General features: G+C 65.1%; 23 protein-coding genes and 3 pseudogenes. 9 read left to right on the top strand and 17 right to left on the bottom strand.

Features of this window, described 5'->3' with window-relative positions; all coding sequences use genetic code 11:
* Both H537_RS0114650 and H537_RS0114645 read right to left on the bottom strand, forming a co-directional pair.
* Positions 1–345 (bottom strand): Rieske 2Fe-2S domain-containing protein (locus H537_RS0114650; protein ID WP_028998507.1); only part of this gene is annotated, 345 nt, incomplete at its 3' end.
* A gap of 25 nt (positions 346–370) precedes the next feature.
* On the bottom strand, positions 371–1,444 hold the full coding sequence (locus H537_RS0114645; RefSeq protein ID WP_028998506.1) for a BMP family ABC transporter substrate-binding protein: 1,074 nt from the start codon (positions 1,442–1,444) through the stop codon (positions 371–373).
* A 1,555-nt stretch (positions 1,445–2,999) separates the two neighbouring features.
* On the opposite strand from H537_RS0114645, the gene H537_RS43145 reads away from it, so the two are divergent.
* Positions 3,000–3,314, top strand: a complete 315-nt coding sequence (locus H537_RS43145) for a transposase (RefSeq protein WP_064735979.1) — start codon at positions 3,000–3,002, stop codon at positions 3,312–3,314.
* 683 nt (positions 3,315–3,997) lie between these two features.
* On the opposite strand, the gene H537_RS0114635 is transcribed toward H537_RS43145, so the two are convergent.
* On the bottom strand, positions 3,998–5,869 hold the full coding sequence (locus H537_RS0114635; protein WP_211235015.1) for a methyl-accepting chemotaxis protein: 1,872 nt from the start codon (positions 5,867–5,869) through the stop codon (positions 3,998–4,000).
* A 133-nt stretch (positions 5,870–6,002) separates the two neighbouring features.
* A complete protein-coding gene (locus tag H537_RS55610; protein WP_238446692.1) occupies positions 6,003–6,293 on the bottom strand; it encodes a type 2 periplasmic-binding domain-containing protein in 291 nt (96 codons plus the stop codon).
* On the opposite strand from H537_RS55610, the pseudogene H537_RS55605 reads away from it, so the two are divergent.
* Positions 6,270–6,509, top strand: a pseudogene (locus H537_RS55605) (TIGR00366 family protein); the annotation flags it as partial. The gene H537_RS55610 and the pseudogene H537_RS55605 overlap by 24 nt on opposite strands.
* Before the next feature lie 263 nt (positions 6,510–6,772).
* On the top strand, positions 6,773–8,056 hold the full coding sequence (gshA, locus tag H537_RS43140; protein ID WP_051242648.1) for a glutamate--cysteine ligase: 1,284 nt from the start codon (positions 6,773–6,775) through the stop codon (positions 8,054–8,056).
* A 184-nt stretch (positions 8,057–8,240) separates the two neighbouring features.
* On the opposite strand, the gene H537_RS0114610 is transcribed toward gshA, so the two are convergent.
* Entirely contained in the window at positions 8,241–8,495 is a 255-nt protein-coding gene (locus H537_RS0114610; RefSeq protein ID WP_028998503.1) for a hypothetical protein, read from the bottom strand.
* A 255-nt stretch (positions 8,496–8,750) separates the two neighbouring features.
* On the opposite strand from H537_RS0114610, the gene H537_RS0114605 reads away from it, so the two are divergent.
* Positions 8,751–9,812: a metallophosphoesterase gene (locus H537_RS0114605; protein WP_028998502.1), complete on the top strand. Its 1,062-nt coding sequence runs from the start codon at positions 8,751–8,753 to the stop codon at positions 9,810–9,812.
* 601 nt (positions 9,813–10,413) lie between these two features.
* Here H537_RS0114605 and H537_RS54970 read toward each other — a convergent pair.
* From H537_RS54970 to H537_RS0114600, 3 genes are all read right to left on the bottom strand, one after another.
* Positions 10,414–10,776: a hypothetical protein gene (locus H537_RS54970; protein WP_211235014.1), complete on the bottom strand. Its 363-nt coding sequence runs from the start codon at positions 10,774–10,776 to the stop codon at positions 10,414–10,416.
* Positions 10,748–11,323: a helix-turn-helix domain-containing protein gene (locus H537_RS51085; protein WP_084150681.1), complete on the bottom strand. Its 576-nt coding sequence runs from the start codon at positions 11,321–11,323 to the stop codon at positions 10,748–10,750. The genes H537_RS54970 and H537_RS51085 overlap by 29 nt, the downstream gene beginning before the upstream one ends.
* A gap of 79 nt (positions 11,324–11,402) precedes the next feature.
* Entirely contained in the window at positions 11,403–11,594 is a 192-nt protein-coding gene (locus H537_RS0114600; RefSeq protein ID WP_028998501.1) for a hypothetical protein, read from the bottom strand.
* Positions 11,595–11,700: 106 nt separating this feature from the next.
* Between H537_RS0114600 and H537_RS43135 the strand changes: the two are divergent.
* Positions 11,701–12,560: pseudogene (locus tag H537_RS43135) on the top strand (fumarate hydratase C-terminal domain-containing protein); the annotation flags it as partial.
* Positions 12,561–12,665: 105 nt separating this feature from the next.
* On the opposite strand, the gene H537_RS0114590 reads toward H537_RS43135, so the two are convergent.
* Positions 12,666–13,373 carry a hypothetical protein gene (locus H537_RS0114590; protein WP_028998500.1) on the bottom strand — a complete coding sequence of 236 codons (708 nt, stop codon included), beginning with the start codon at positions 13,371–13,373 and terminating at the stop codon, positions 12,666–12,668.
* On the bottom strand, positions 13,373–15,319 hold the full coding sequence (locus H537_RS0114585) for a hypothetical protein (RefSeq protein ID WP_028998499.1): 1,947 nt from the start codon (positions 15,317–15,319) through the stop codon (positions 13,373–13,375). Before H537_RS0114585 ends, H537_RS0114590 begins: the two co-directional genes overlap by 1 nt.
* A 356-nt stretch (positions 15,320–15,675) precedes the next feature.
* Between H537_RS0114585 and H537_RS0114580 the strand changes: the two genes are divergently transcribed.
* A complete protein-coding gene (locus tag H537_RS0114580; protein WP_028998498.1) occupies positions 15,676–15,864 on the top strand; it encodes a hypothetical protein in 189 nt (62 codons plus the stop codon).
* An 86-nt stretch (positions 15,865–15,950) separates the two neighbouring features.
* On the opposite strand, the gene H537_RS0114575 is transcribed toward H537_RS0114580, so the two are convergent.
* The gene (locus H537_RS0114575; RefSeq protein ID WP_028998497.1) at positions 15,951–16,616 is read right to left on the bottom strand and encodes a hypothetical protein; all 666 of its coding nucleotides are present in this window, start codon (positions 16,614–16,616) and stop codon (positions 15,951–15,953) included.
* Between the two features lie 85 nt (positions 16,617–16,701).
* Positions 16,702–16,995, bottom strand: a complete 294-nt coding sequence (locus H537_RS43130) for a hypothetical protein (protein ID WP_043458857.1) — start codon at positions 16,993–16,995, stop codon at positions 16,702–16,704.
* 584 nt (positions 16,996–17,579) lie between these two features.
* Here H537_RS43130 and H537_RS54965 point away from each other — a divergent pair.
* The 3 genes from H537_RS54965 (at position 17,580) to H537_RS0114560 (ending at position 19,342) form a co-directional block, all read left to right on the top strand.
* Complete coding sequence (locus tag H537_RS54965) at positions 17,580–18,275, top strand: hypothetical protein (RefSeq protein ID WP_051242646.1); 696 nt, start codon at positions 17,580–17,582, stop codon at positions 18,273–18,275.
* A gap of 137 nt (positions 18,276–18,412) precedes the next feature.
* Positions 18,413–18,730, top strand: a complete 318-nt coding sequence (locus H537_RS43115) for a hypothetical protein (protein ID WP_043458855.1) — start codon at positions 18,413–18,415, stop codon at positions 18,728–18,730.
* Between the two features lie 147 nt (positions 18,731–18,877).
* The gene (locus H537_RS0114560) at positions 18,878–19,342 is read left to right on the top strand and encodes a hypothetical protein (RefSeq protein ID WP_028998496.1); all 465 of its coding nucleotides are present in this window, start codon (positions 18,878–18,880) and stop codon (positions 19,340–19,342) included.
* A 611-nt stretch (positions 19,343–19,953) separates the two neighbouring features.
* Here the strand turns inward: H537_RS0114560 and H537_RS43110 are convergent.
* The 5 genes and pseudogenes from H537_RS43110 to H537_RS55600 all read right to left on the bottom strand — a co-directional run bounded on the left by H537_RS43110 (position 19,954) and on the right by H537_RS55600 (position 22,816).
* Positions 19,954–20,262: a TrfB-related DNA-binding protein gene (locus H537_RS43110; RefSeq protein WP_084150679.1), complete on the bottom strand. Its 309-nt coding sequence runs from the start codon at positions 20,260–20,262 to the stop codon at positions 19,954–19,956.
* 198 nt (positions 20,263–20,460) lie between these two features.
* Positions 20,461–20,799 carry a hypothetical protein gene (locus H537_RS0114545; protein ID WP_028998495.1) on the bottom strand — a complete coding sequence of 113 codons (339 nt, stop codon included), beginning with the start codon at positions 20,797–20,799 and terminating at the stop codon, positions 20,461–20,463.
* Between the two features lie 88 nt (positions 20,800–20,887).
* The gene (locus tag H537_RS0114540) at positions 20,888–21,172 is read right to left on the bottom strand and encodes a hypothetical protein (RefSeq protein ID WP_156901723.1); all 285 of its coding nucleotides are present in this window, start codon (positions 21,170–21,172) and stop codon (positions 20,888–20,890) included.
* A gap of 5 nt (positions 21,173–21,177) precedes the next feature.
* Positions 21,178–21,702: a hypothetical protein gene (locus tag H537_RS0114535; RefSeq protein ID WP_028998493.1), complete on the bottom strand. Its 525-nt coding sequence runs from the start codon at positions 21,700–21,702 to the stop codon at positions 21,178–21,180.
* 52 nt (positions 21,703–21,754) lie between these two features.
* Positions 21,755–22,816 (bottom strand): annotated as a pseudogene (locus H537_RS55600) (DUF932 domain-containing protein).
* Positions 22,817–23,235: the final 419 nt, after the last annotated feature.

The following is a 23,235-nucleotide window of genomic DNA, read 5'->3' as shown; positions in this document are numbered from 1 at the left end:
CTTGCGCACCCAGACCATGCCCGCCGCCTCGAGGACCGGGTACGTGGTCACGTTGAGGTTCTTGGGCGCCGGGGTGGAAGGGTGCGCCGGTATCGACGTGCAGCGCCCCCCGTTGGCGGTGAACTCCCAGCCGTGGTAGGCGCATGACAGCCGACCGTCGAGGATGCGGCCCAGCGTCAGCCGCGTGCCGCGGTGCGGGCAGCGGTTCTCCCATGCCTGCGCCGTGCCGTCGGCGGCACGCCACAAGGCGAGCTCCTCGCCATCAACGAACCCGGCCACGATGTTGTCTGCCGCGCGAAGATGGTGCGATGGCGCAACAGGTTGCCAGCTCGATTGGTACTGCATGGTGCTTTCTCCAGAGCCGGCGCGTTCAGCGGGCGCTGTTCTGGATGCCTTCGGCATACCAAGTCATCTTCCCAAGTTCAGCATCGGGCAGGTTGGAACCAGCCGGCACTCGCACCGTGCCCGTGTTGTCCTTGATCGGACCTGCAAATACGTTCAGTCGGCCCTCGGCAATGTCCTTGGTCTTCGCGGCCACCAGATCCGCTACATCCTTCGGTACTTGAGTGCCAAAGGGGGCTAGCCGGATCACCCCCTCCTTCACCCCTCCGAAATAAAGACTGCCTTTCCATTTTCCAGCCAAGGCCTCTGTCGTTGCTTGGGTGTAGTAGCTGCCCCAGTTGTGGGTCACACCGGTGAGGTAATGCTTGGGTGCGTATTTGCGCATGTCCGAGTGGAACGAGATGCTCGCAACGCCACGTGAGTCGGCGGCGGTGACCACAGCGGGTGAATTCGTGTAATGCGTCATCACGTCTGCACCCGTGTTGATCAGGGCGGTGGCCGCGTCGGACTCCTTCGGAGGATCAGACCAAGAACCGACAAAGACAGATCGCACCGTCGCCTTCGGGTTCACCGACCGAGCTCCGAGAATGAACCCGTTGAGGTACCACATCACGTCGGGAACTGGATGGGCGCCAACAAACCCGATGATGTTTGACTTGGTCGTTTTGCCTGCAACGATGCCGGCCAGGTAGCCGCCCTCGTGCCACTTCGCGTTGTAGCCGCCGACATTCGGCGCAGTCATGTACGCCGTAGCGGTGGCATACGCTTTGTCCGGATTCTCCGCTGCGACTTTAAGGACCGGCTTCATGTAGCCGAATCCCACTGCAAAGATCATCTTTGCACCATCGCTGGAAAGCTCACGCGCAACGCGTTCTCCATCCGGTCCTTCGAGCGTGTTCGGAACAATGCGGACGACCACCTTGGAGCCAAGGTTTTTTTCCATTTCCTGCCGACCCAGGTCATGCTGATACGTCCATCCCGCATCACCAACTGGCCCGTGATAAATGAAGCCCACCTTGGCCGACTGCTGTGCAGATGCGATGGATGCTGACGCAATCAGTAGTGCCATGACCACTGCATGCTGTTTCTTGAACGACTTCAAGCTGACTCCTTGCTAGTACGGCCGCTGTGGCCGCCTATGTATTCCGTTGTTGATCGAAATCTATAGCCCGGCATATTCACGGGAAAGTCGAACGTCGAGACGGAGCGTTTCATTTCTGAAACCTTGCCTCGGTGGGCATGTGCTTATTACGTTGCTTTCCCTCTGTAAGCGGGGCTCCACGGTTGGTCGGACCTGGTGCGCTCTACGGGAAAGTCCTGAGCCGCGACGGTGAGGCAAAAGGCCGCGGCAGGCCCCTTAATGCGTCGACTTCATAGATGCGATGAGGCCGGTGGCCGGCGTCCAGCATGGCACTTGGCACAGATCGGCCGCATCGCGCTCTGCTCATTGCCGACAGCGACGGCTGTTGTGCCATGAGAAGCTGAATGCTATTTGCAAGCTTTCTCACCAGCCCATAGCTGGGCTCACCTTCGATGGCCATCAACTCCAACTGCTGTTCGTGGAACGGTGGCGGTGCTTGGCGCACGCCGCTCCGAGCTCAAGCGGCTTGAGAACACCAACGATGTAGTTCGGCACGCTGTGGCGCGCAGTTCACGATGCTGGCGACTGGTTTCCGCCCCTTCGACTGGCGGCCGTGATGTCTAGCCGCTTGACGCGCTGAAGGAGCGAGCCCAGCACACGTCCGCCCTATGCACAGGGAGCGACCGATTCCAAGAAAGGGACGCCGACACCCTCCAACATGGCAAGAACCGGCTGGAGCCATCGACGGCGCTCAAAAAGCGCGCTTCTGGCAGTCTTGAATGCTATCCACGCCAGCTGACCGGTGCAGGATGGTCCGTGTCAGCCCACGGTTGGCATCTGTAGTCATCAACATCCCGCACCTTGGATCAGGGAAGGCGATCGCGGTCCGTGTACGGGGCAGGAAGTTCCGGCGCACGCCGCGACAAGGGCCGCCAAGGCCTTGCGGCTACCGTGACGGCAGCTGCAGACACCGAAGCGCCAGTCATGGCTGCCGTGTCGGTGGCGGTGTAGCTCCGCTTGTTGGCGGCCTCGACACACTTTTCGAGTGCCATCAACGCCCGGGGGTCTGGCGGATGACACTGCGCGCCGGCACCCGGCCGGCGAGCTGCAGCGCCACTGTCGGGTGACTTGGATCACGGAATTCCGTAGCGGCACCGTGCGCGGCGCAGGACGCTCCAGCGCACGTAGGGCGTGACGCTTGACGACCGCAGTTGCAACGCCATTGCCGGCGCGTTGGCGAGGCTGCAGCGCCGTAGCCATGGCAGTGGACGCTGGTCCGTCGATCTGGCCCGCCTGGCGACCCTGGTGTGTCACGGTGCCGACGTCTTCGTTCAGATCGGCTTCGGCGATGGGCGCCGATGCGACTTGCTAACGCGTACACCAGTGCCGTGAGCGATCGGCAGGGGGGTGGCATTCTTGTGATCTACCCCGCACTGGTAGCGTTGGGCCGCCTCGTGGCGGCGCTCATGTCAAGCCTAGCCGGAGCACTTGTGGCTCAAACTTCATGTAGGCACGGTAGACGCCGGCGTACTGGGTGAATCTGTCTACTGGGCTAGGTTTCACCATGGCGGGACCGTTGATCGACGACGAGCTCCGGGCTGTGATCGAGCCATTGCCGCCACCGCCCATGTCGCGCCGCAAGGATCCTCCGGGGCTCAAGCCGGCCGACCCGCGGCGCTGCCTCACCGGACTCGTCTTTGACCTCAAGACTGGCATCCAGCGGGAAGACATGCCCGTGGAGGTGGGCGTGTACGGGAGGACCTACTGGCGGCGCCTTCTCGACTGGCATGCTGCGGATGTGCGGAACAGGTTGCACGCTGAGCTGCTGGCCCGGCTGCGCGGTGCGTCGACCACATCGACTGGTCGCGTGCCGTGCTCGACTCCTCCTTGATGCGCGCCGTCCATGCAGGTGAGCAAACGGGTCCAAGCCCCGCCGACAAGCCGGCGCGCGCAACGCAACTGTCGCTTGGTCTATGCAGCCAGATCCCGTATCCGGGGTGAGCGAGTGCGCCGCGACGACTGCCTTTCGCTCAGGACTGAGCGCAACAGCGCCGATGGGAGTCCAGTCGCGAGTCGCACCCGACCAGCGTGATGCGTCGCGCTCGCGAGCCGCGGTGTAGACGCGTGGTGTGCGGTCTGGGTTTCGTGGTCCCGATCAGCGTGGCGATCAGCTGGGCTGACGTCACGGACTCCGCTGCGGAAGTGCACGTTGTTGTACCAACGCACGAAGACAGCTGCCCAGGCGCGAGCGTGTGCAATATCAAAGTACGCAAGGCGATTCTTGCTTTCCCGCAGACTTCTTTGCCGTTGGATCATCACCATAGGCGCAAGCGCTTCCAGCGGCGTACGGCCCGGAGCGCGCCAGCAGCCCAGGCTCAATTGAAACCTTCCATGAACGAGGCCGAACCGGATTCTGGTGCCGACTCGAGTACGAGACGGGCGCACGAGGCAGCGAGCTGGTGAGCGTGCCAATGGTTGCCAGCAACGACGCACCCAAGAGCCGACCACCCGTACTTTCACCCCACCAGAAAATGATTCAGACTCAAGCGGAGAGGTTCACGGCGAAGACATTGCCTATGCCAGCTTGAAGTTGCCTACCGTCTGATCCAACATTGCTGCTTGCTTGCGAAGACTTTCTGCTGCCGCTGCGACCTCCTCCACGAGGACAGAATTCTGTTGTGTAGCGACATCTATCTGAGATACAGCGGTATTCAACTCAACAATTCCTTGAGTTTGCCTCTGAGTGCTTTCGTTGACTTTGCCAACGAACTCAGAGAGCTGGGACACGGACTGCAGCAGATGCACCATTGTCGCACTGACTGTTCGTGACTGCGTTGTGCCAGCTTGTGTTTGGGCTCTTGCGATGGAGATGAGACTTCTCACCTCCTTGGCAGCATCAGCGGCTCGCTTGGCCAGCATACGGACTTCTCCTGCAACCACAGCGAAGCCACGGCCCTGTTCACCCGCACGGGCGGCCTCGACAGCAGCGTTCAGCGCAAGAATGTTTGTTTGGAATGCAATGCTGTCGATAACGCCAATGATCTCGGCCACACTCCGTGAAGATTCATCGATATTGGTCATCACCCGTTCTACTTCTGCCATTGACTCACTGCTGCGCGTGGCCACAAGGTGGGCAGAACGAGCAAGGTCGGCAGCCGAAAGGGTTCCCGCCGCGTTGACTTGCAACTGATCCGTGATACCGGCCATGGTTGCTGCAGTTTGCTGTATGGCGCTGCTGGCCTGAGCCGTACGATCGCTAAGATCCTGGTTCCCGGATGCGACCTGAGCAGTCACGGAGGCAATCTGCATTGCGGAATCTCGTACTTGCCGTACCATCACCTGTAAAGAGTCAATAAAGCGGTTGAACGCGGCTGAGAGCTGACCGATTTCGTCCTCGCTCTCGACTTCCATGCGCCGGCTCAGGTCGCCGTCACCGTTGGCTATCTCATTCAACATGGACGCAGCTCGGCGCACCGGACCGGCCAGTGCACGCGCGATGACGGTTGCCATGAGCAGCGCGATCACGCAGCCTATAGACGCTGCGAGGAGCGGCCCCGTCCACGCAGCTCGTTTCACAACGCCGAGAAGTTCAGCGGTGGGCACCTGAGCGACCACATAGGCATTCAGCTCTGGGATGAAGGTGGAAGCGAACATCGTTTCTACATCGCCAAGCTGCTCGGTGACATGGGCAAACTTCTGACCCTTGTTCATGAGGCTCGACACGGTGGAAATGCCGTAGCCCGGCACATCTGTGAGGCGGTGCTTCCCGTCGGCATAGGCGGGGTTTCCGTGGACCAGAACCTTGCTGTCGCCGTTCACGAGCATGACTGTGCCAGTGTCGCCAATGCGGTATTGCGCGAGCTTCTTGGCCAGGCTCTCCATGGACAGACCGAGTCCGGCGATTCCGACTTGATTTGCATCAGTAGTGAACTTGACGTTCACGAACAGCGTCAGCTCATGTCTGGTGGGGTCCTGCCCAAGATCCAGCTTGAATGCCTGGCCACTTGACAGGAACTGGTCGAACCAAGATTCATTGGCTGGAACAGTACGGAGGGCTCCTGCTTCCGTAAAGTGAACACGGTTTGACGCACCGATCCAATATACGCTCGATGCTTGATGCCTTTCCTTTAAGCGCTGAGCGTAGGCACGAAAATCTGGCTGCCCAGCCGCCGGTTGACCATGCTCTTCCCATTGGAGCAAGAAGTGGTTCTCGGCGATATCCAGTGCTGAGGTCAACGGCTCGGAGACTTGCCTTTGAATGTCGGACCGAATCGCGGCGAGAACCGATGGCAGCTCCACATCAGCGATACGCTTCTCAAGTGCATGGGTTGTCAAAGAAACGCTGGCGGCGACCGAAATCAGTGTAGAAACGGCCAGACAAAGCAGGACCCCTGTAAGCAGCTTGCGCTGAATGGGCCACCGGCGAAAAAACGTTGCTCTCATCATCTTGACATTCCTCAATTGCACAGGATGCTTGTTGCTTATCGGATCCGACCGGACCAACGTTGATACCGTTTCAGAGTTGAAATGCTTCTTCTCAAAAACTGTCCGCAAATGAACGCTCGTGGCGTTGCGAACGTCACCTACAGTAGCGGGCATGCACCAGGTTCGAGGGGATCACCGCGAGCACGCGGGCTGGCGGCCGCTCCCAGCAGGGCAGCACCGGCGCCAGCCGGCTATTGCGCAGGTCGTCGGTGCACAGGTAATCAGGCGGCACGCAGATCCCCGTTGCCTGCAGCACCGCGAACTTGAGCCTGGGCAGGTCGTCGGCGGTGTAAGCGGGGCGGTGAACCAGGTCGAAGGGCTCGCCGCGCGGCCCCACGGGCTTCCAGCGCACCATGCCGTCGCGGCAAACGACCTGCAGATCCATCTGGGCTGGGCGGTGCAGATCCATAACGCGGCGGAGGCCCTGCCCAATCTCATCAACCCGTTCTGGAGATTGCCGCTACTGAGCCTTTTCGGCTTGAAGGCACGAAACCCGGTGGGATTCAGCTTCGCACAGTTCATCACGCATACGCCGATGGTGCTGCTCTTGCTGTGGCTGCTGGCGCCTACCCTCGCATATCAACCGCCGGTCTTGCCGTGAAACGCGTCGCCTGAACTGCACGACGGCCAACATGTCGACCGCCGCTTGATATTCATCTTCAGCCGATTTCAGGCAGCTTCAGTGACGTCTGGCTTATACCAGCCGTTGTCGACACATCCAACTTCAAACTAGCGTGAGTGCGGCGACCACGCTCCTCGGACATGGGCGTGCGCCACGTGGGGAATGAAGGGCTCGCTATAGTCCGGCTCCTGTTGTAGGTGCGCCGGCTTGCCGTGCGTACACCAGGTCGTTTCTGGAGATCCATGGTTCCTTCCCTTGTCACCGCTCTGTCTGGACCGCTGAGTGAGCTAGAACGCACGCTTGTCGATGCTGCCGCACCTATCGAGCGTTGGTTTGAGCGAGAATGGCTGGCCTGCCCCGCACCGTTCTATGCGTCGGTCGACGTGCGCCATGCCGGCTTCAAGCTCGCACCAGTGGATACCAACCTCTATCCCGGCGGCTGGAACAACCTCTCACCGGTGATGCTGGCGCGCGCAGCGCAGGCCGCGCGCGAAGCTCTCAGGCGGTCGTCTGCAGCCGATGCGACGCTGCTGTTGATTCCCGAGAACCACACCCGCAACCTGTTCTACCTGAGCAACGTGGCGCGATTGCAGCAGCTGCTGCAAGAGGCCGGGCTGCAGGTACGTGTGGGCTCGCTGCTACCGGAGCTGAAGGCTGCTACTGAGGTGGCGCTGCCGGACGGTACTTTTCTGCGGCTGGAGCCACTACGCCGGCGTGGTGCGCGCGTGGGGCTCGACGGCTTCGATCCGGCGCTCGTGCTGCTCAACAACGACCTCACCGCCGGGGTGCCGCTGCAGCTGCAGGACCTGCACGGCGGCCAGGCGCTCCTGCCGCCGCTGCATGCCGGGTGGCATGTGCGGCGCAAGAGCACGCATTTTCGCCACCACGAAGCCGTGGCGACGCGGCTGGCACGGTTGCTGGGGATGGACCCCTGGCTGCTTCACCCGCTCTCAAGCCATTGCGGCGGCCTGGACTTCGCCGAAGGCATCGGGTTGCAGCGGCTGCAGCACGAGGTGGATTTACTGCTTGGGCGTATCCGTGCCAGCTACGCCGAGCACGGCATCGCTCTGCCGCCCTTCGTGGTGGTGAAGGCCGACAATGGCACCTACGGCATGGGCATCATGACCGTGCGCGATGCGGCCGAGTTGTCGCAGCTGGGGCGCCGCGCCCGCAACAAGATGCACGTCATCAAGGACGGCCGGCAGACTTCGGACGTAATCGTGCAGGAAGGCGTCCCGACCTGCGAGCAGGTCGCTGGCGGTACGGCCGAGACGGTGGTGTACCTGATGGACCACCAAATAGCCGGTGCGTTCCACCGGGTGCATGCCGAGCGCGGCACTGATCAGAACCTCAACGCCCCAGGCGCGCGCTTCGTGCCGTTGGCCGAGGCCACTGCCACGGCGTTCAACCGCTTCTACCCTTACGCGGTGGCTGCACGGCTGGCCGCGTTGGCGGCTGCCCACGAGCTCCAGGCGAGTGACACGGCGCAGGACGCCATGCCGGAGCCAATCAGCCGGTGCGCGTAAGACAGCCTGGCACATGGCGCGGACGTTCAGTCGCCGGCTCAGCCAGCGGTTCGATCACTCGGTGAACGACTCAGGCCATCGCATGGCGCAGCGAAAGGCCCGTGCTGCCGTCGATGCGAGCCTCGGCCAGCTCGAGTGCCGCCGCCGGACTCCCGGGCAGCAGCTCACGCTCCACTTGGTGCATTCAGCCTTGCAGCGACTGGCCAAACGCACGCGTCTCGTTTTCGTCGAGGTCCTCCGTGGCGCCGCGGCGCCAGCGTGCCAATACCTTGCGGAAGTGCTCCGCCAGCCGATCGGGCTTCTCGGTGAGCTGTAGCCGTGCCAGCCGCCGCAGCACGGCGTCGTGCTCACCGGCGAGCTCCAGCAACACGCCAGCCAGCGTGGGCGCGTCCTGCTTGCGGATGAAGGATTCCAGGTCCTCGGGAAGCGACAACAGCATCGGCTGGATTGTCCGCTGCGGCCGTGGAGGTCGCAGGAGGCCGGGAGCCCAGCCGGCGCGGGGTGCGGCGAATAACACCACGGCAGCGGACTGTGGCCGGGCGCTGGATCATTGGCGCCGCGTGTGAGGGCCGCGCAGCTTGCTCAAGCCGTTGACGCCACGGTAGCGTGACGCCGGGCCGGCATGGGACAAGGCTGCACCGCTGCAGGCGCGCATGGCGCGACAACGACAACGAAACGACGAGGGAGACATCCGATGCATGCCGACCTGCCCGGCACACCGCTGGACATCGTGGGCGACGTCCACGGCGAGCACGAGGCGCTGTGCGCGCTGCTGGCCGCCTTGGGCTATGACGACGCCGGCGACCATGCCGAAGGCCGCACCCTGGTGTTCGTCGGCGACCTGTGCGACCGCGGCCCGGACAGCCCCGGCGTCGTCGAGCGTGTTCGGCGACTGGTGGAATCAGGCAGGGCCGTGGCGGTCCTGGGCAACCACGAGCTCGCCCTGCTGCGCGGCCTGCGCAAGCATGGCAACGACTGGTTCTGGAACGAGGATCCTCGCCGGGATGCCCGGTTCGCGCCGTTCAACTGGCTGCGCGATGACGGGCAGCGTGCCGACATGCTGGCGTTCTTCGAGTGTCTGCCGCTGGCGCTGTCGCGCGCGGACCTGCGCGTGGTGCACGCGGCGTGGGATGCGCCGTCGCTGTCGCGGCTGGGCGCACTGCCACAAGGCATGCGGCCGGGCTCCTGCTTCAAGGAGTTCGACGACGCGGCCGATGCAGCAATGCAGGCCCAGGGACTGCAGGATGCCGCCCGTACCGAGAAAGGGCGCTGGCGCCACCGCTTTGGAGATCCCAGCGCCCCACTGCCGATGCTGCAGGCCGTGGGGCGGCGTGACGAAGCGCGCCAGATGCTCAACCCCATGCGGGTGCTGAGCTCCGGTGTCGAGCGCTGTGCCCAGGTGCCCTTCTTCGCCAGCGGCCAGTGGCGCTTCACCGAGCGCGTGCGCTGGTGGGACGGCTACCGGGATGAAAAGCCGGTGGTGGTCGGCCACCATTGGCGCCAGTTTCTGCCGCGGGAACAGGGCCGGCCGGGCAAGGGCGGCCCGGATCTCTTCGAGGGCGTGGCACCCAGCGCCTGGCTCGGAGCACGGGGCAACGTGTTCTGCGTGGACTTCTCGGTGGGTAGCCGCTGGCAGGAGCGCCTCGGTGGCGAGGGCGTCCAGCGCACGCGCTTGGCGGCGTTGCGCTGGCCCGAGAGGGAACTGGTGTTCGACACCGGCCAGAAGCTCACCACCACCGGCTTCGGCGAGGCATGAGCCCTGCCTTCCCGGCGTTGCACCTGACGCGAGGTGCAGGCGTCACGCCGAACGCCGAGCCAGCTCAGGCATGACCGGGCGGGTAGGAAAAGCCGCCGCCGCGCTCCATCTCGTACCACGCCTCCTCATCCAGCGCCGCCAGTACCGGAGCGGGTGAGCCGCCCTCCCTGAGGTGGTCCTCGTACTAGTGGGTCATCCGGCAAGACGGGTGGAATTGGGCTGCAACTGGTCTTGCGCGACGCAGCGGGCGAAGGACACACGCGCCTGAAGCCGCCAGTCGATGCATCCGCTCCCGTGTTCTGCGTCGCCGGCCTTGTCGAGGACCTCCCCAAACAAACGGCGTGGGATTCCTGTTCCACGCCTGGGCGGCGCACTCCAGGTTCTCAATGATGGCTACAGGCGTTTGTAGATACTGGCCCGTCAATGCCCGTTGCACCAGGATGTGCTGCATAGATTCTGCGAGGTTGAGCCACGATCCGCCTATGGGCGTGTACAGCGGCAGGACGCCGTGCTCAAGCAGCCACAGCACGAACGACGGCGTGAGGTGACCGGACAAGTTATCCATGATCAGCAGCATCCGCAGCCGGGGAAGATGCTCTGCCTAGGTGATGCACCCGTTCAATCCTTGTTGCCATTGCAACCACTTGCCGGACTCAGTTGGCAGACCACTGACGGCGGGAAACCCTTTGAGAACTTCCTCGATTTCCTGTTGCAGCCATGGATGCAGTACCTTATTCGGTGTGCCGGGCACGCCCTTGACACGCACCTCCCCAGTGGCCGGGTGGAACAGCGTCATGAGCTTGGCTGTACCCTCGCGCACGTACTCATGGGGTTGCCTGGCCGGCTGCCCCATGGGCTGCCAGCTTGTGCCCGCGCGTGGTTTGGTCTGGTACGGGCCAGCTTCATCCTCAGCCCATACCGCAAGTCCGAGCTTTTCACCTTCCCGATACGCGCGATCGATCAATGCCTTTTTTGGCTTCGGTGTCTGGGTCAATGACCAGCGCCACCCCACGTTTACGCTTGCGCCGTGACCGTCCGGTATCGCACCACGTGCGGTCGCGCTGCCACGTGAAGCCGGCCTCACGCAACACCGTCCAGACCGTATCGCGGCTTACTTTCAAGCCCTTCTTGTTCAAGGCACGTCGCAGCAGCGTAACTGACCACGTAGCCGTGTCGTCTTGCTCAATCGTTGGCTGTCGACGAGCCTCGCTGACGATGAGTGCGCGCTGCTCGGGACCGATCGTCACGGGCGGTCCTCCTCCGTGACGCAGCCGTATGGCTGCCAGTCCTTCTTGGTTGAAGCGAGTCACCAACTCGCCTACCTTGTCACTGCTGCGGCGCCCAGTTATGCGGCAAGCATCCATGTAGGTCTTGCCAGCAGCGATCTCCAACAACAGCTGCGCCCGCTGCACATGCGACACCGGCGCCATGCGCGATTGGCTCAACTTCAACAGCCACTGCGATTCCTCGTCGGTCAGCGCACGTAATTGATCTTTGTGCGGACGGGCCATGGCAAGCCTCCTGGAGCGCAGGACCTATCAAAGATAGTCGCTTCCAGACAAAAATCCACCCGTCTTGCCGGATGACCCACTAGGCGGCGATGAGGGCGCAGACAACGCCGTCATGGCGGCTCACCAGCGCGACAAGGTCCAGCCCGCTGACGTCACAGATGGCTTGCAGGGGTGCAGTATTGAAGCGAACGGTACCCGTCACGGGATCACGAGTCAGGGCCAGGTCCTCGAACTTGAGACCGTGCGGGCTGGTGGCTTGCTGGCGCAGCATCGGCTTCTCCACGTTTCTTCGCGTCAATCCGGCGCAGCGGCTTTCCGTGTGTCCGGCTTCGCCGCTGTTCCTGGATTTAGGGCACGCCGCGAGCCCATAAACGGGCGAAGGTCTGGGCGGCCTGAGCACTGTGCTGGACGTGAAGCTGAAGACGGCGCCGTGCCACGCGGCCACCATCCCCGTGGCGCTGATCCCGAACTGCGCCGCCACGCGGTACGTGCGCGTGAAGCTCGATGGCTCCGGACCCGCTCACATCGAGGCGCCGACACCGGAGCTGTGGGACGGCATCCCCGACCGGTTCGACGTGAGCGATGCCGTGAGCGTCAACCTCGACGGGCTCGACCAGGCCGAAGTGGCGCGCTGGCGCTGCAGCCAGACGCTGCTGCTGTCGGGCAAGGTGCTGGCTGCACGCGATGCCGCCCACAAGCGGCTCGGACCTGCTGCAGCGCGGCCAGCCGCTGACTATGGACCTGCGCGGCCGCGTCGTCTACTACGTCGGCCCGGTGGACGCGGCGGGCGACGAGGCCGTGGGCCCGGCCGGGCCGACCACGGCCACACGCATGGACCAGTTCGTGGAGCCGCTGCTACGGCGCACGGGGCGCTGGCGATGGTCGGCAAGGCTGAGCGCGGGCCCGAGGCCGTCGCGTCGATCGCGCGTCACGGCGCTGCATATCTCGCGGCCACGGGTGGCGCAGCCTACCTGCTGTCCAGAGCGATCCGCAGCGCGCGGGTGGTGGCCTTCGAAGACCTCGGCATGGAGGCCATCCATGAGTTCGAGTTGGTGGACTTTCGGTGACGGTGGCTGTGGACAGTATGGGCGACTCGATCCACTGGCATCTGGCTTCACCAGGCTGGCTTAAGCAGACGTTAGACACGTGCTCCATGGCCATATGCCGCCGCAGCATACCGGCCGCCTGTCTGAAACTCCGATCTATTTTATGTCAGACGCAATGTCGAATAAGTTGACAATGCAACATTGTTGACATAAGCGCGATTGGCGCGCGACACACACGAGATACAGCCGTTGGCTCTGGTCCGGCGCATGCATCAGGAGCGCCAGGAGCGCTATGCTCATGACTCAGCACCGAAGGCCTGATCCAGCGGGACGTTGCGTGCCGGTGCATCCACGTGCATTCGAGCGCGCGACCCATGGACGAGCAACCGACCGTCGCGCACGCTGGCGCCTGGAGACGTCCACACCTCGTCCTCGCGCGGCCATTCGAGGTGTCCCTTGCGCCGCTCGGCGTCCCACACCAGTACGCCGCGCACCGTCCCGAGCCGCAGCAGGTCGGCCGGGTCGCTGCGCGGATGCTCCTGCAGCCCGCCGATCTCGATGAAGAACCAACGCTGCGCGCACCAGCCCGTACCGTGTGGATCGGCCCGGGGCCGGCCGTCTTCATCGCGTGGCACGGGCAGCTCTACGCCGTCCACCCAGGCGCGCGTGCCGTAGTCGTCGATCCAGCCCACGCACACCGCCCGGTGCAGGGCGGCCGATGGGTCGTCGCTGCTGAGCTCGACGCTGGCCCGGCAGCCGTGCTCCACCAGGCAGCCGTACAGCGGCGAGCGCGCCGCGTCGAACCCGAAGCCTGCCCAGATGCAGTCCTGCACCGTCGCACGGGCCAGCAGCCGAGCCAGGCCGTCCACGAAGGCATCCGGCTCGTGCGGTTCCGGCTGCCGGGCAGGAGGGTGCATCAGCGCGTCGCGCAGCGCCAGCGCCAGCGCCGTGGGCGACGCGCCCTGCGCATTCACGTCGCTCCAGGCAGGCAGTCGGTGAGGCATCAGAACACTTCCTTGAGGCTGCTCCAGGCGCTGGAAGCGGCATTTTTCAGGCCGTCCACGCCGTCGGCCACCTTGCCGGCGACCCAGTCGGTTGCGCCGCTGATCTGGGCGCCGTAGGTCACGGCCACGCCCACGCCGATGCCGACCACCGCGCCCACGGCTGTGCCCACGCCCGGCACCACGCTGCCCGCGAGCGCGCCCGTGGCGGCAGCACCAGCGATGGCGCCGCCGGCCACCGCCACGGCGCCCACGGCCGTGTCTGCCGTCACCCGGCCGATGGCCTGCGAGTCGCCCTTGGCCAGCCCGTCGCGGTTCTGGTACATCGACACGCCCGCCGTGATGGCGGCACCCACCACCGTGGAGCCGGCCACCCGCGAGGCCAGCGTCGTGCCCAGCGCCGCACCGGCGCCCGAGGAAGCGCCGCGCGCCGCCAGGGCCCGCGCGATGGCCGGCGTCACGGCCTGCTCGGCCTTGGCGCCCACGGCGCCGAGCACGCCGCCGGCCGCGGTGTTGGCGGCGATGTCGCGCGCTTCCGCAGCGGTGAGCTTGCCGTCGCGCAGCGCCGCCGCGCCGCTGACCACGAAGGCGCCGGCCGCGCCGATGGCGCCGCCCTGCCGGGTGCCGGGTAGCTCCGGCGGCTGTGGCAGCGGGCCCAGCCTCGGGTTGGCGCGGCCCACGGGCGTGCCGTCTGGCAGCGCCACGGGCGGCGTGTCGCCGTGCACGGCCTTGACGTTGGTGCGGGTGATGCCGGCCTTGGCGTCGGCCGAGGTCGTCTTGCCCTGGGCTGCCCGGGCATCCAGCGCCTGCTGCACCTTGGCATCCACCTGCGGCTGGTTGGCGGCCCGGATGCCTTCGAGCTCGGTAACCGAGTAGCTGCGCTCGCCCACCGTCACGGTGCGGGCGTTGGGGTCGGGCGTGAGCTGGCGCAGTTGCTTGAGCGCACCGGGCTCCATGAGGTTGTGGAAACCGTCGCCCGCGGCCGTGCTGCTCTTCACCTGGCGCGGCGCGTCGGCGTTGCCCTGAGCCTGCCAGGCCTGCTGGCGCCCGACCTGCGACGGCGTGCCGGTGCCCGCGCCCTTGATGGCGGCGGCGAGCTCCTCGGACAGCGCATGGGCGGTGGACTTGAGGCTCTCGATGGTCAGCGGCTGACGGGGCGGGTCGGGTCGCGGCGTCACGGCGTCGAAGGCCCGTCGCAGCGAAGTGCGGTTGTCCTGCCGGTAGTACAGATCGGCGTCGACCAGCGTGGTGTCGAGCTTTGGCAAGCCGGCCGCGGGCTCCGCGCCCGTGGCACCCGCGCCGGTGGCGTTGGCATGCCGGTTGGCAGCCTCCTGCACCATGGTCTGTGGCGGCGCCGGGTCGAAAGCCAGCGCCGTGCCCGGCGCCAGCCGGGTGCGCTCCAGTACCTCAGCCGCGCGTGTCAGGTGCGCCAGCGCACCCTTGTAGGCGCTACTGCCCGGGGCGCTGTTGGCGGCGGTGTGCATCACCTGGCGCAGCGGGTCGCCGGGCACCAGACGGCCCTCCTGCAGCGCGACGCCCAGACGCTGCACGACGTTGGCGACATGCGCCTGCTCTGCTGCCGGCGCCCGGTGCACCAGGTCGGCGGCGCTGCGCACGAGGTCGTCCACCGGCACCGTCGCCGGATTGGGACCCTGTGCCGCGACGAATCCCTGGGCCGCCTTCTGCGCCGGCGTCGGCTCGCTGCTGGCGATGCGGCCGGCCTGCTGGTTCGCCAGGGCGCCGGCGACGGCGCCATTGAGCGCGGCGCCGGTGTCCTTGGCCGCCAGTGGGGAGGGTTCGTCCATCAGGCGATCCAGCGGCGTGGTGGTGGCGGCCAGGATCTCGGCCTGCGTCGGGTCCTGCCCGGTGCCGTCGGCAACCGGTGGCGGCCCATGCGGCGGCACGGCAGGCTGTGCTGGGGTGGTGGCCGGGTTGACGGTGTTGCCCATGGTGCTGCCTCCCACATTGCTTCGAACGCCAGGCCGGTGGCCAGGCGCATGGCCTCCAGTGAAACAGCCTTGCCGTGCATGCGCAGGTTGGGAGTGTTCCCAGCCAGGAACATCCCGACGCCAAGGCCGCCGCTGCACGGGCCGCCATTGCTGGCACCTCTCCAGTCTTCTTATCCCGCAGGGCCGGCGGCAGGACTTCGCTTGCCAGCCGTCACTGGTGCTTCGTCGAGTCAATGATTCATGGGTGGCTCAAGGCTCAAGCTGGCGGCGCGAATCGACGCAACGGTATGGTGCGGTGGCGCTCAGCCGAAGAGGGAAGCACCGGCCCGGCAATGCCCACGGCTACCAGGAGACCCTTGAACAATGCGCATGGCAAACGCTGCGTCATCACGACTTCAGGCCTGCAGCCGCTGGAGATGCGTCACGTGCCGAACGCCTACCGCGACGACATCGAGCGCCAACTGCAGCCCGTGGCCGATGCCATCCTGCCGCCTGTGCAGGACAACTTCACGCAGATGAACGATCCGAATCCTGAGCTGTTCTGAGGTGGCCCCAACTGGGGCCAGCTGCAAGATTCCCACGGAAAGCCTGATACTGAGCACATGCGTTCTGGGCGGCGCCAGCACGGGTCTCATTGCGTCGGCGCGTGGTCAATGATCTCCAGGAGATCCCAGGCGCAAACAGCCTCGTCGGGCGCGGGCTCCACCACGGCGATCTTGAGGCGCGTGATCCGGGTCATGAAACGCAACTCGCCGATACCCCTGGTCAGGACCATGTAGGCGGCGAACGCACCTGGCACCTTGTCGGGGTCCATCTCCGCCTTGCTCGACGGTGGCACGAAGCACACGATGTCAAACGCGCCGAGCGTGGCATGGCTGGGCAGCGGCTTGAAGCGCACTTGCTCGACCTGGATGTCGGTGCCGTCAACGCTCAGGAAGCCAGGCTCGCACAGTTTTTCCTTGGACATGGGGGGTCTGAACGCACGGACCTGGAAGCACGGCAATACCGCGGGGGCCGAGGCCACGAGTCGCTGTACTGCCTCGATGCCTGCCGAGTTGTCATTGCAGGTGATGACGATCGTCAGCTGGCCATCGAGGCTGCTGTCCAGATCAAGGTCGGCAGACAGCAGTGGCTCGATGTCCTCAACGGCGCTGCGCATCATCTCCTCGATTTCGCAGACGGCCTCGAAAACCTCGTTCGCCTTGGAAGCACTGGGTGGAGCGTCCAGTCGCACACGCAGCGCGTTTCCGATGTCCACGACCGCCCGCCAGAAGCTCGCTATCTTCGACTGGTCCATCGCTGCTCCTCGGCAAAGCCGTCGTGAGGAAAGCCGCTCGCCTACGGTTGAACAGGTCGCCTTGACCTGTGACACGCCGCGCGTGTCAGCAGCCCTGCCCTATCCAGTGCGCGACCGCTTCAGCCAATGCCCGCTCCTGCGCCGTACTGTTGCAACCGGCGGTCGGGTCGGCCAGGTGTTGCTCCAGCGTCCAGCCCGACGGCCGATGGCTTTCCCACCAGGCTTGCGATGCGGCAGCAAGCGCCAATAGCGGCACTGCCGTATTGGCCGGGCTGGTGGCCCTGGAATGATTCGGCTTGCCGCCAGACGCCTTGCTGTCCGCGCTACCGCGGCCATAGGCGAAGTCCAGCATCATCCCGATTGGAGAGAATTTCTGCATGAGCGCCCTTTCGTGCTGGATTCATTGGCGTAGCGCCAAGTATCGCCGAGGCCGCCTGCAGCAATACCCATCACGCTTGGAAAACCAGCCGTCAATATCAAGCCAAGCGGCCCGATGGCCGCTGTTGAACAGCGGCCGGGCTGACCCCGGCTGCTTGAGATCGAGCATTTGAGCCGGGCGCGTGCAGCGCCTGGCTTGTCCCCAGATTCGGTGGACAACTCTGTGAGCCAGCACCCTGGCGTCACGGCAAGTCGTTGATTCGATTGACAACAGCGCGACTGCTTAAAAATTAGGCAAACGCTGAAAGTTGACAGCGCGATGAGGGCCCCTTGCGCATTGAAGTCTCGGCCCCGGTTCTTCCAGGCTAGTTTTCATCCGAACTCGGGGAAGGTATCCCTTTGTCCATTGCGCATGAAACCGCATCACCGCCCGGCCCGGATGAGGGCTTTCGCCATACCCTGAACCGGATGGATGCTTCAGTGGATTTGGCGTTCGCGTGCTTGTGCACCCGGTGTGCTTGCGCTCAACGGCAATAATGAGCAACGGACCCCATTTGCCTTGTCCGTTGAGGAAGTACCAACACCATGCCCAGCAAGAAAATCGAGGCCGCCAAGAAAGCGGCATCCAAGTCCGCTGCAAAGAAGGCATCCCCTGTTGCCAAGAAGACCGCGCAGCCGGCTGCAGCAGCCACCTTCCGCTTGAAGATTGACCTGGCCAACCTCGCCGTCGGCGCCAAGACGGTCAAGCAGCTCTCGCGTGCGGTGGGGAAGCTGGCGCAGACGCTCACGAAGATGGAGGACGGCGGCGGCGTGTCGCTGGAAGCACCCGTGACCGGCAAGGCGGTCAGCTTGGTCACGCAGGATGCCAAGCTCGCACGCCGCTTCGGCATGGAAGAGGGTCGCGCGCCGCGTAGCGCCAAAACTTCCGCGCCGTCTGCCAAGAAGGCTGCTGGCGCTGCGCAGGCGGCCGCAACACCTGCGCCAGCAAAGAAGGCGGCTGCCAAGAAGGCCGCAGCGAAGAAGACCCGCGCCCAGGCCGCTCCGACGGCTGCGGCCCCCGCAGCCGAAGCGGTCGACGTCACGCTGGTAGCCAAGCGTGCAGGTCAAAAGGCCGCGGCCAAGAAAGCGCCTGCCAAGAAGGCTGCTGGCAAGAAAGCCGCACGCAAGACGCTCGCCAACGGCTCGATCGAGCCTGCACGTGCTGCGGGTGGCGAATCGGCTGCGGCTCCCGAGGCGCCGCCGGCCACCGACACGCCGGGCGCCGAGGCCTCAGCGTCCTGACAGAGAAACAGGCCAGGAAGTACCCTGCCCTGTCGGTTGCCGGACTCCGGCGCCCAGGTGCGGGGGTTTCCAGAGCTCCACGGGTCAGGTCAGCAAACAGGAACGACTATTCGGGCAAGGCAACGCAGGGAGAGGGCATGGAAGAGTTGCAGTTGCGCGTGACCATTCCGGACGGCATCGAGTTTGCCGATCTGCGCCTTTCGCGAGACGTGGGCGACGGCCAGGTGCGGTTCAAGATGGCGCCCATCGAGGCGATCTGCGAGGCCAGTGACCTGGACCTCGGTGAAATCCTGCAAGGCCCGCAGCCGCTCGTGGGGCTGCTGATCGCGGCCTGGTACGCGGCTCATCTGGAGCGTGGCGGCGCGCCGGACCCGGTGCAGGAAGACCTTATGGAAGAGACCCGGCTCGAGGAGGAGCACGGCGGCGGCTTCTCGTACCCGCCCGGACACGCCTGACACCAGCACGCCGCGTTCATGATGGCCGGCCCATTGGCGTTAGCTTCTACACGACCTGCTGGCTCACCACGCGAGCCAGCGAACCGGATGTGACATCACGGCAACAAGCGCTCAGCGCGCCCACGGCGGGTGGCAAAGTGCCGGGCCATGTCTTCGATGCCCGACCAGCCGCCGCCAAGGCTGCTCCAGACGCTCTACGGCCGACTGTCCCGCCGCTATGGTGCGCCAGGCGTGTGTCTGCGCGATTTCCCCGGCCGCTGGCTGGTGTTCCGCACCACGGAGCTGGCCGCCGGACTGGAGCGGGCCGTCATCGATATCGAGTTGCCAATGCACGGCGCGGGCAAGGATCTGGCGAAGATGGAATCCAGGGCACAGCTCGCCGTTGGCGAAGACCACGAGGCAACCCTGGTGCTGATGTACTTGGCCAGACGGCTGCAGCCGGGCCGCGGCCGGCACGCCGCCCCAGCGAAAACGATCCTCGCCATCACGGTATGGAGCCTGGCGCACACCACGGCGCTGACAGGCCGCATCGAGCTCGACGAAGCGGGCACACCGCTTTGGATTGGCATGCCCGACGCCCTGCCCCGTGCTGGGAACCGCCGTACCTGCTGACACGCTCGGCTTCAACAGCTGCATAGGCGTGGACGCCGTCACGGACTGCCTTGCCTGCGCCGGGCTGCCACGTGGCGGTGCCGGGTACTCCAACGGTGCGGAAGATGGCTTCGGGCACGGGCATGCTGCACTATTCAGCAGCCACGCTGCAATGCCACCGCATTGCAGCAGGGAGTTCCAAGCGGACCGACAGGAAACACTGTTTTCGCAGCTGTGCGCCTCGATAGACGTTGTTGGCGCCGAACTGGCCGCAGACCAGACACCCTGCCCTGGCACAGCCCAACGGTCGGTCCATCGGGCGGTCAGGTGGCTGACGGGTCCATAGAATCGGCCGCGTGAGGCACAGCGGCTGCTGTACTTGAACCACTCCTGTTGGCCTGATCCCATGATCGCGCTGTGCCTCACACCCGATCAAGGCCCGGTGGAGTGCAGACGGTTGAGCGGTCAATGAAGATCCGCCGCTTGCGACCGGGAAGGGTTGAGCTGCGCCGGGCCTGGAGAAACCCATGAAAAGGCATTCAATGAACTGCCGCGCTGAACCAGCGCGGCAGCTGCGAGCCAACTGCACTTGACCGACCGCTCCATTGATCAGAGCGGATTGCGCAACTGGACTACTGCGGCGTGCCACCGAGTTTGGCTTTGGCACGCTCCTCAATGTCACGCACCTGCTGTACCAGTTCTGGTGGTACCCAGACCTCTACGCGTACCCAGCTTACGGGCACGCCATTCGCGGCGGCCCGCACAGAGTTGAGGATGCCATTCAAGCGCTGCTTGGACATATTGCACTGCTGCGCCACCTCGATGGGCGGTAGGCCATCGACCAGCACTTTCCGTGCGGCTGCCGCGTTATCCGGCGTCATTTTGACAAGCCGCTTTCTTACGACCTCGAACTCCTCGGCGGTCATTGATGCCTTTGCCATCGCCACGCCTTCCTTTGCTGCATCACAGCCTCAAGCGTAGCTTCTTGGCCGGCGTCGTCGCGGCCTCCATCGCCGCCAGCAGGTCCTGCAGCGCCTAGTGCTGGGCACGCAGCGTCGCGCGCTCCTGGCGGCCTTGCAACGCCTCGCACTGCCGCTCGAACAGGCCTTGCTGCCCCTCCTCCTGAACAGCAGTCGCGCTCATGCGCTTTTCCTCAGGTCGTCGGTATCGAGGCTGGCGACCTGGCCATGCACTGCAGCCGCCGGCGACTCGACCGGCTGTCCGCGGCCGGCCGTGTCCGTGCCAGTCGCCGGCGTGGCGAGGAAACATGCAGTCGTTGCACCGATGCGGCCCACGGTGAGGCCTACAGCCTCTCCGTTGATCTTCCAGACCGTCTCGTCGCGCCGTGCGTCGTAGCGGTACGCAAGGGCCGCGGCGAGCCCGTGGCCGGCCTGCCTCAGTGCCTGCCGGAACTCCTCGTGAGACACGAGGCAGACTTGCGCAGAGTGGGTGTCCACGACACGCGCGGGATCGGACAAGGCCGCGGGCCTGGCGGGCAGTGGCTGCGATGCCGCGCACGGCGGCCGGAAAGCACCGCACGCAGTCGTTGAAGTGGATGACGCCATTTCAGGGCCTTTCAATACCTGTGGAAGACGAGGCGGACCCAGACACCAGCGGCAGATCCCGCGCGATGAAGGAATCAGGCTCGTCGGGCAGCGGCTCGTACACGGGGCAGCCCCCACGGCTGGAGCGCTCCACGGCCACGGCAGCGAGCAGGGCCGCGGTGCGCCCGGGCTGTTCGCGCTCGAAGGCCCTGCACCCCATGGCCGCCGGTACCAGCGTGCCGCCGCGGCGCTGCCAGTGCTGGCAATGGCAACACTGGCCTGCAGCACCAGGGAGACTGGTGTTCATGGCGGTCAGCCAGCAGACGCACCCGAGAACTCGCGCGGGTAGTGCAGCGCGGCGTGGGCAGCCCATGCATCCCATGTGTCCCACCAGCAAGGGAAGCAGCCGTCGCGGCGCTGCGCACTCACGCGTTCGATCTTGACAAGCCACGCCAACGCGCCGCAGTCCAGTTGATCGCGCCACGAGAACCGCATCCCGAGGCGTCCGGACTGGTCGAGATATCGGGTCACGCTGCCGGCCGGGATGATGTGCGGTGCATCCAGACAGCCAGCGGCCATCTCGCGCCGCTCGCTGCGCGGGATGTCGCTGCGCATGGCATCAACCAGGTTGGTCATGCAGTCGCGGCCCTTGGTGTGTTGCAGCATCGGCTCCGTGGTGTTGCCCAAGGGAATCAGGCCGGGTGCGTAGCCGACGCCGGGGGCGATGGGGTCGTAAGGCACGGTGGGGCTCCTCCAGGCGGCGCGCCTGGCGCCGTACAGCAGTTGGCCGGTGGTCAGGTTTGCGATGCGCTGCAGGTCGTAGCGCAGCTCCGCCACGGTGCGAGGGGTGGGCGACCCGGCGCGCGGCCGGGCCGGTTGGTCAGGCGACTCAGGCAGGCTGTATCGCGCCAGCCTGGACCGCGATCTCGCGCACCGCGTCCCAGGCCTTGAGCTTCAGACCCTCACCAGCGCCGAACCACGCCGAAGTCATGCGCGTGTCGTCGCTGCGCCCGCGCTCGTGGTCCACGTAGTCCGTGACCGCGTTGAGCAGTGCCCATGCACTCTTGGTGCCGCAGAGGTCGGCGCCGATCTGCGCGCCGCCAAAGAGGTCCATCAGCCGCTTGTAGCTGCGGCTCGCGCGCACGTCGGGCTGCGGCTTGTCCTTGGGCGTGGCCTGGACCGACAGCAGCAGGTCTGCCACGCACTTGTCGGCCTGCGTCTGCGTCACGTCCACCTGCGCCAGCAGCCGCGCCTGCACCAGCCAGCGATCCCACGCGGTGAGCACGATGCCGAGTTGCTGGCGCACGGCGCCCGCGTCGAACTTCTTCATGTGCGGCACGCGCACGCACTGCACGACCGGGCCTTCGATGGTGTCCTGCTCGGTTTGCCCGCCTGTGACGTTCACCCCCGTGCCGGCCGCCATCGTCAGCGTGTTGTGGCACACGACCCGGATGGCGGTGAACTTGGCGGTGGTGGCCATCGTTCCGTCGTAGCTTGTGGCCAGCAGCAGGTAAGGACGCACCGTGTCCTGGCCGACAACCGGGGCCCCGTCGTTGACCTTTGCCAGCCCCTAGACCCGCTTGCCGTCGGAGAGGGCGCCGGCGGTTTCCAGCACGAAGCCGCCGGCTTGGGCAAGCTTGCCGAAAAAGTCCAGGACCTCGCCCGGCTGAACAACCTGGTACCCGTGACTTACGACGCTCAGGGCGTTGCCCGTGTCCGAGCGATAGAGCACGTCCCGGCCTTCCATCGCCTCGATGCGGTCGGCGCCGCCGGCATCGGCACGCTGGAACAGGACCGGCGTGCGCTGGACCGTGTACGCGAGCCCGGCTTCACGGCGCCATGTTTCGAGGTCGGCGCCATCCGTCAGGCGCTGCCCCAGCTTGTGCCAGGGGGCCTCACCGACAAAAGCAATCGCGGCGCGGCCGGTGGTGGTATCGAGGAGATGGGCCATTTTGAAATCTCCAAGCTAAAAGTTGCTGACAGGAATCAATGGAGCCTCACCTTTTTATGTGAGAGCTTCGCTGTCTCCATGCCTCAAACTATAGTTCAGACGCCCATCAAAAACAGTTCTCGTTCGTTTGAATAGTAACACTTTACTGCTATTTACTGAAGCGCCCAATGAAAGCGATATAGTTAGACATCGGCCAGCGAGAAATCAAAAGCCGGCGCGCCGGGCGCTCTCCCGGCTGATCCGCACCTTCATTGCCGGGCTTGTGTCCCGGTCTTTTTGGAGCAGCACATGGACCTCTCTGAACAAACTCAGATTGTCGAAGCCATCAAGCGGGTGCAAGGCCGGGAAATAACTGCACCCCTGAAGTATCTTGCACGTGACCCTCTTAATGTTCGCAAGAAGAGCCCGGCGCGCAGCGT

The organism is Azohydromonas australica DSM 1124, from assembly GCF_000430725.1.
Taxonomy (GTDB): Bacteria; Pseudomonadota; Gammaproteobacteria; order Burkholderiales; family Burkholderiaceae_C; genus Azohydromonas; species Azohydromonas australica.
The sequence above is the reverse complement of the archived record's forward strand: the minus strand, read 5'-3'. Positions and strand labels throughout refer to the sequence as shown.

Bases quoted from the DNA above. Each gene is read 5' to 3' on its own strand.
- H537_RS0114635 (WP_211235015.1), bottom strand. From the start codon at position 5,869: ATGATGAGAGCAACGTTTTTTCGCCGGTGGCCCATTCAGCGCAAGCTG.
- H537_RS55610 (WP_238446692.1), bottom strand. From the start codon at position 6,293: ATGGATCTGCAGGTCGTTTGCCGCGACGGCATGGTGCGCTGGAAGCCC.
- gshA (WP_051242648.1), top strand. From the start codon at position 6,773: ATGGTTCCTTCCCTTGTCACCGCTCTGTCTGGACCGCTGAGTGAGCTA.
- H537_RS0114610 (WP_028998503.1), bottom strand. From the start codon at position 8,495: ATGCTGTTGTCGCTTCCCGAGGACCTGGAATCCTTCATCCGCAAGCAG.
- H537_RS0114605 (WP_028998502.1), top strand. From the start codon at position 8,751: ATGCATGCCGACCTGCCCGGCACACCGCTGGACATCGTGGGCGACGTC.
- H537_RS51085 (WP_084150681.1), bottom strand. From the start codon at position 11,323: ATGGCCCGTCCGCACAAAGATCAATTACGTGCGCTGACCGACGAGGAA.
- H537_RS0114600 (WP_028998501.1), bottom strand. From the start codon at position 11,594: ATGCTGCGCCAGCAAGCCACCAGCCCGCACGGTCTCAAGTTCGAGGAC.
- H537_RS0114590 (WP_028998500.1), bottom strand. From the start codon at position 13,373: ATGCCTCACCGACTGCCTGCCTGGAGCGACGTGAATGCGCAGGGCGCG.
- H537_RS0114585 (WP_028998499.1), bottom strand. From the start codon at position 15,319: ATGGGCAACACCGTCAACCCGGCCACCACCCCAGCACAGCCTGCCGTG.
- H537_RS0114575 (WP_028998497.1), bottom strand. From the start codon at position 16,616: ATGGACCAGTCGAAGATAGCGAGCTTCTGGCGGGCGGTCGTGGACATC.
- H537_RS43130 (WP_043458857.1), bottom strand. From the start codon at position 16,995: ATGCAGAAATTCTCTCCAATCGGGATGATGCTGGACTTCGCCTATGGC.
- H537_RS54965 (WP_051242646.1), top strand. From the start codon at position 17,580: ATGCCCAGCAAGAAAATCGAGGCCGCCAAGAAAGCGGCATCCAAGTCC.
- H537_RS43115 (WP_043458855.1), top strand. From the start codon at position 18,413: ATGGAAGAGTTGCAGTTGCGCGTGACCATTCCGGACGGCATCGAGTTT.
- H537_RS0114560 (WP_028998496.1), top strand. From the start codon at position 18,878: ATGTCTTCGATGCCCGACCAGCCGCCGCCAAGGCTGCTCCAGACGCTC.
- H537_RS43110 (WP_084150679.1), bottom strand. From the start codon at position 20,262: ATGGCAAAGGCATCAATGACCGCCGAGGAGTTCGAGGTCGTAAGAAAG.
- H537_RS0114540 (WP_156901723.1), bottom strand. From the start codon at position 21,172: ATGAACACCAGTCTCCCTGGTGCTGCAGGCCAGTGTTGCCATTGCCAG.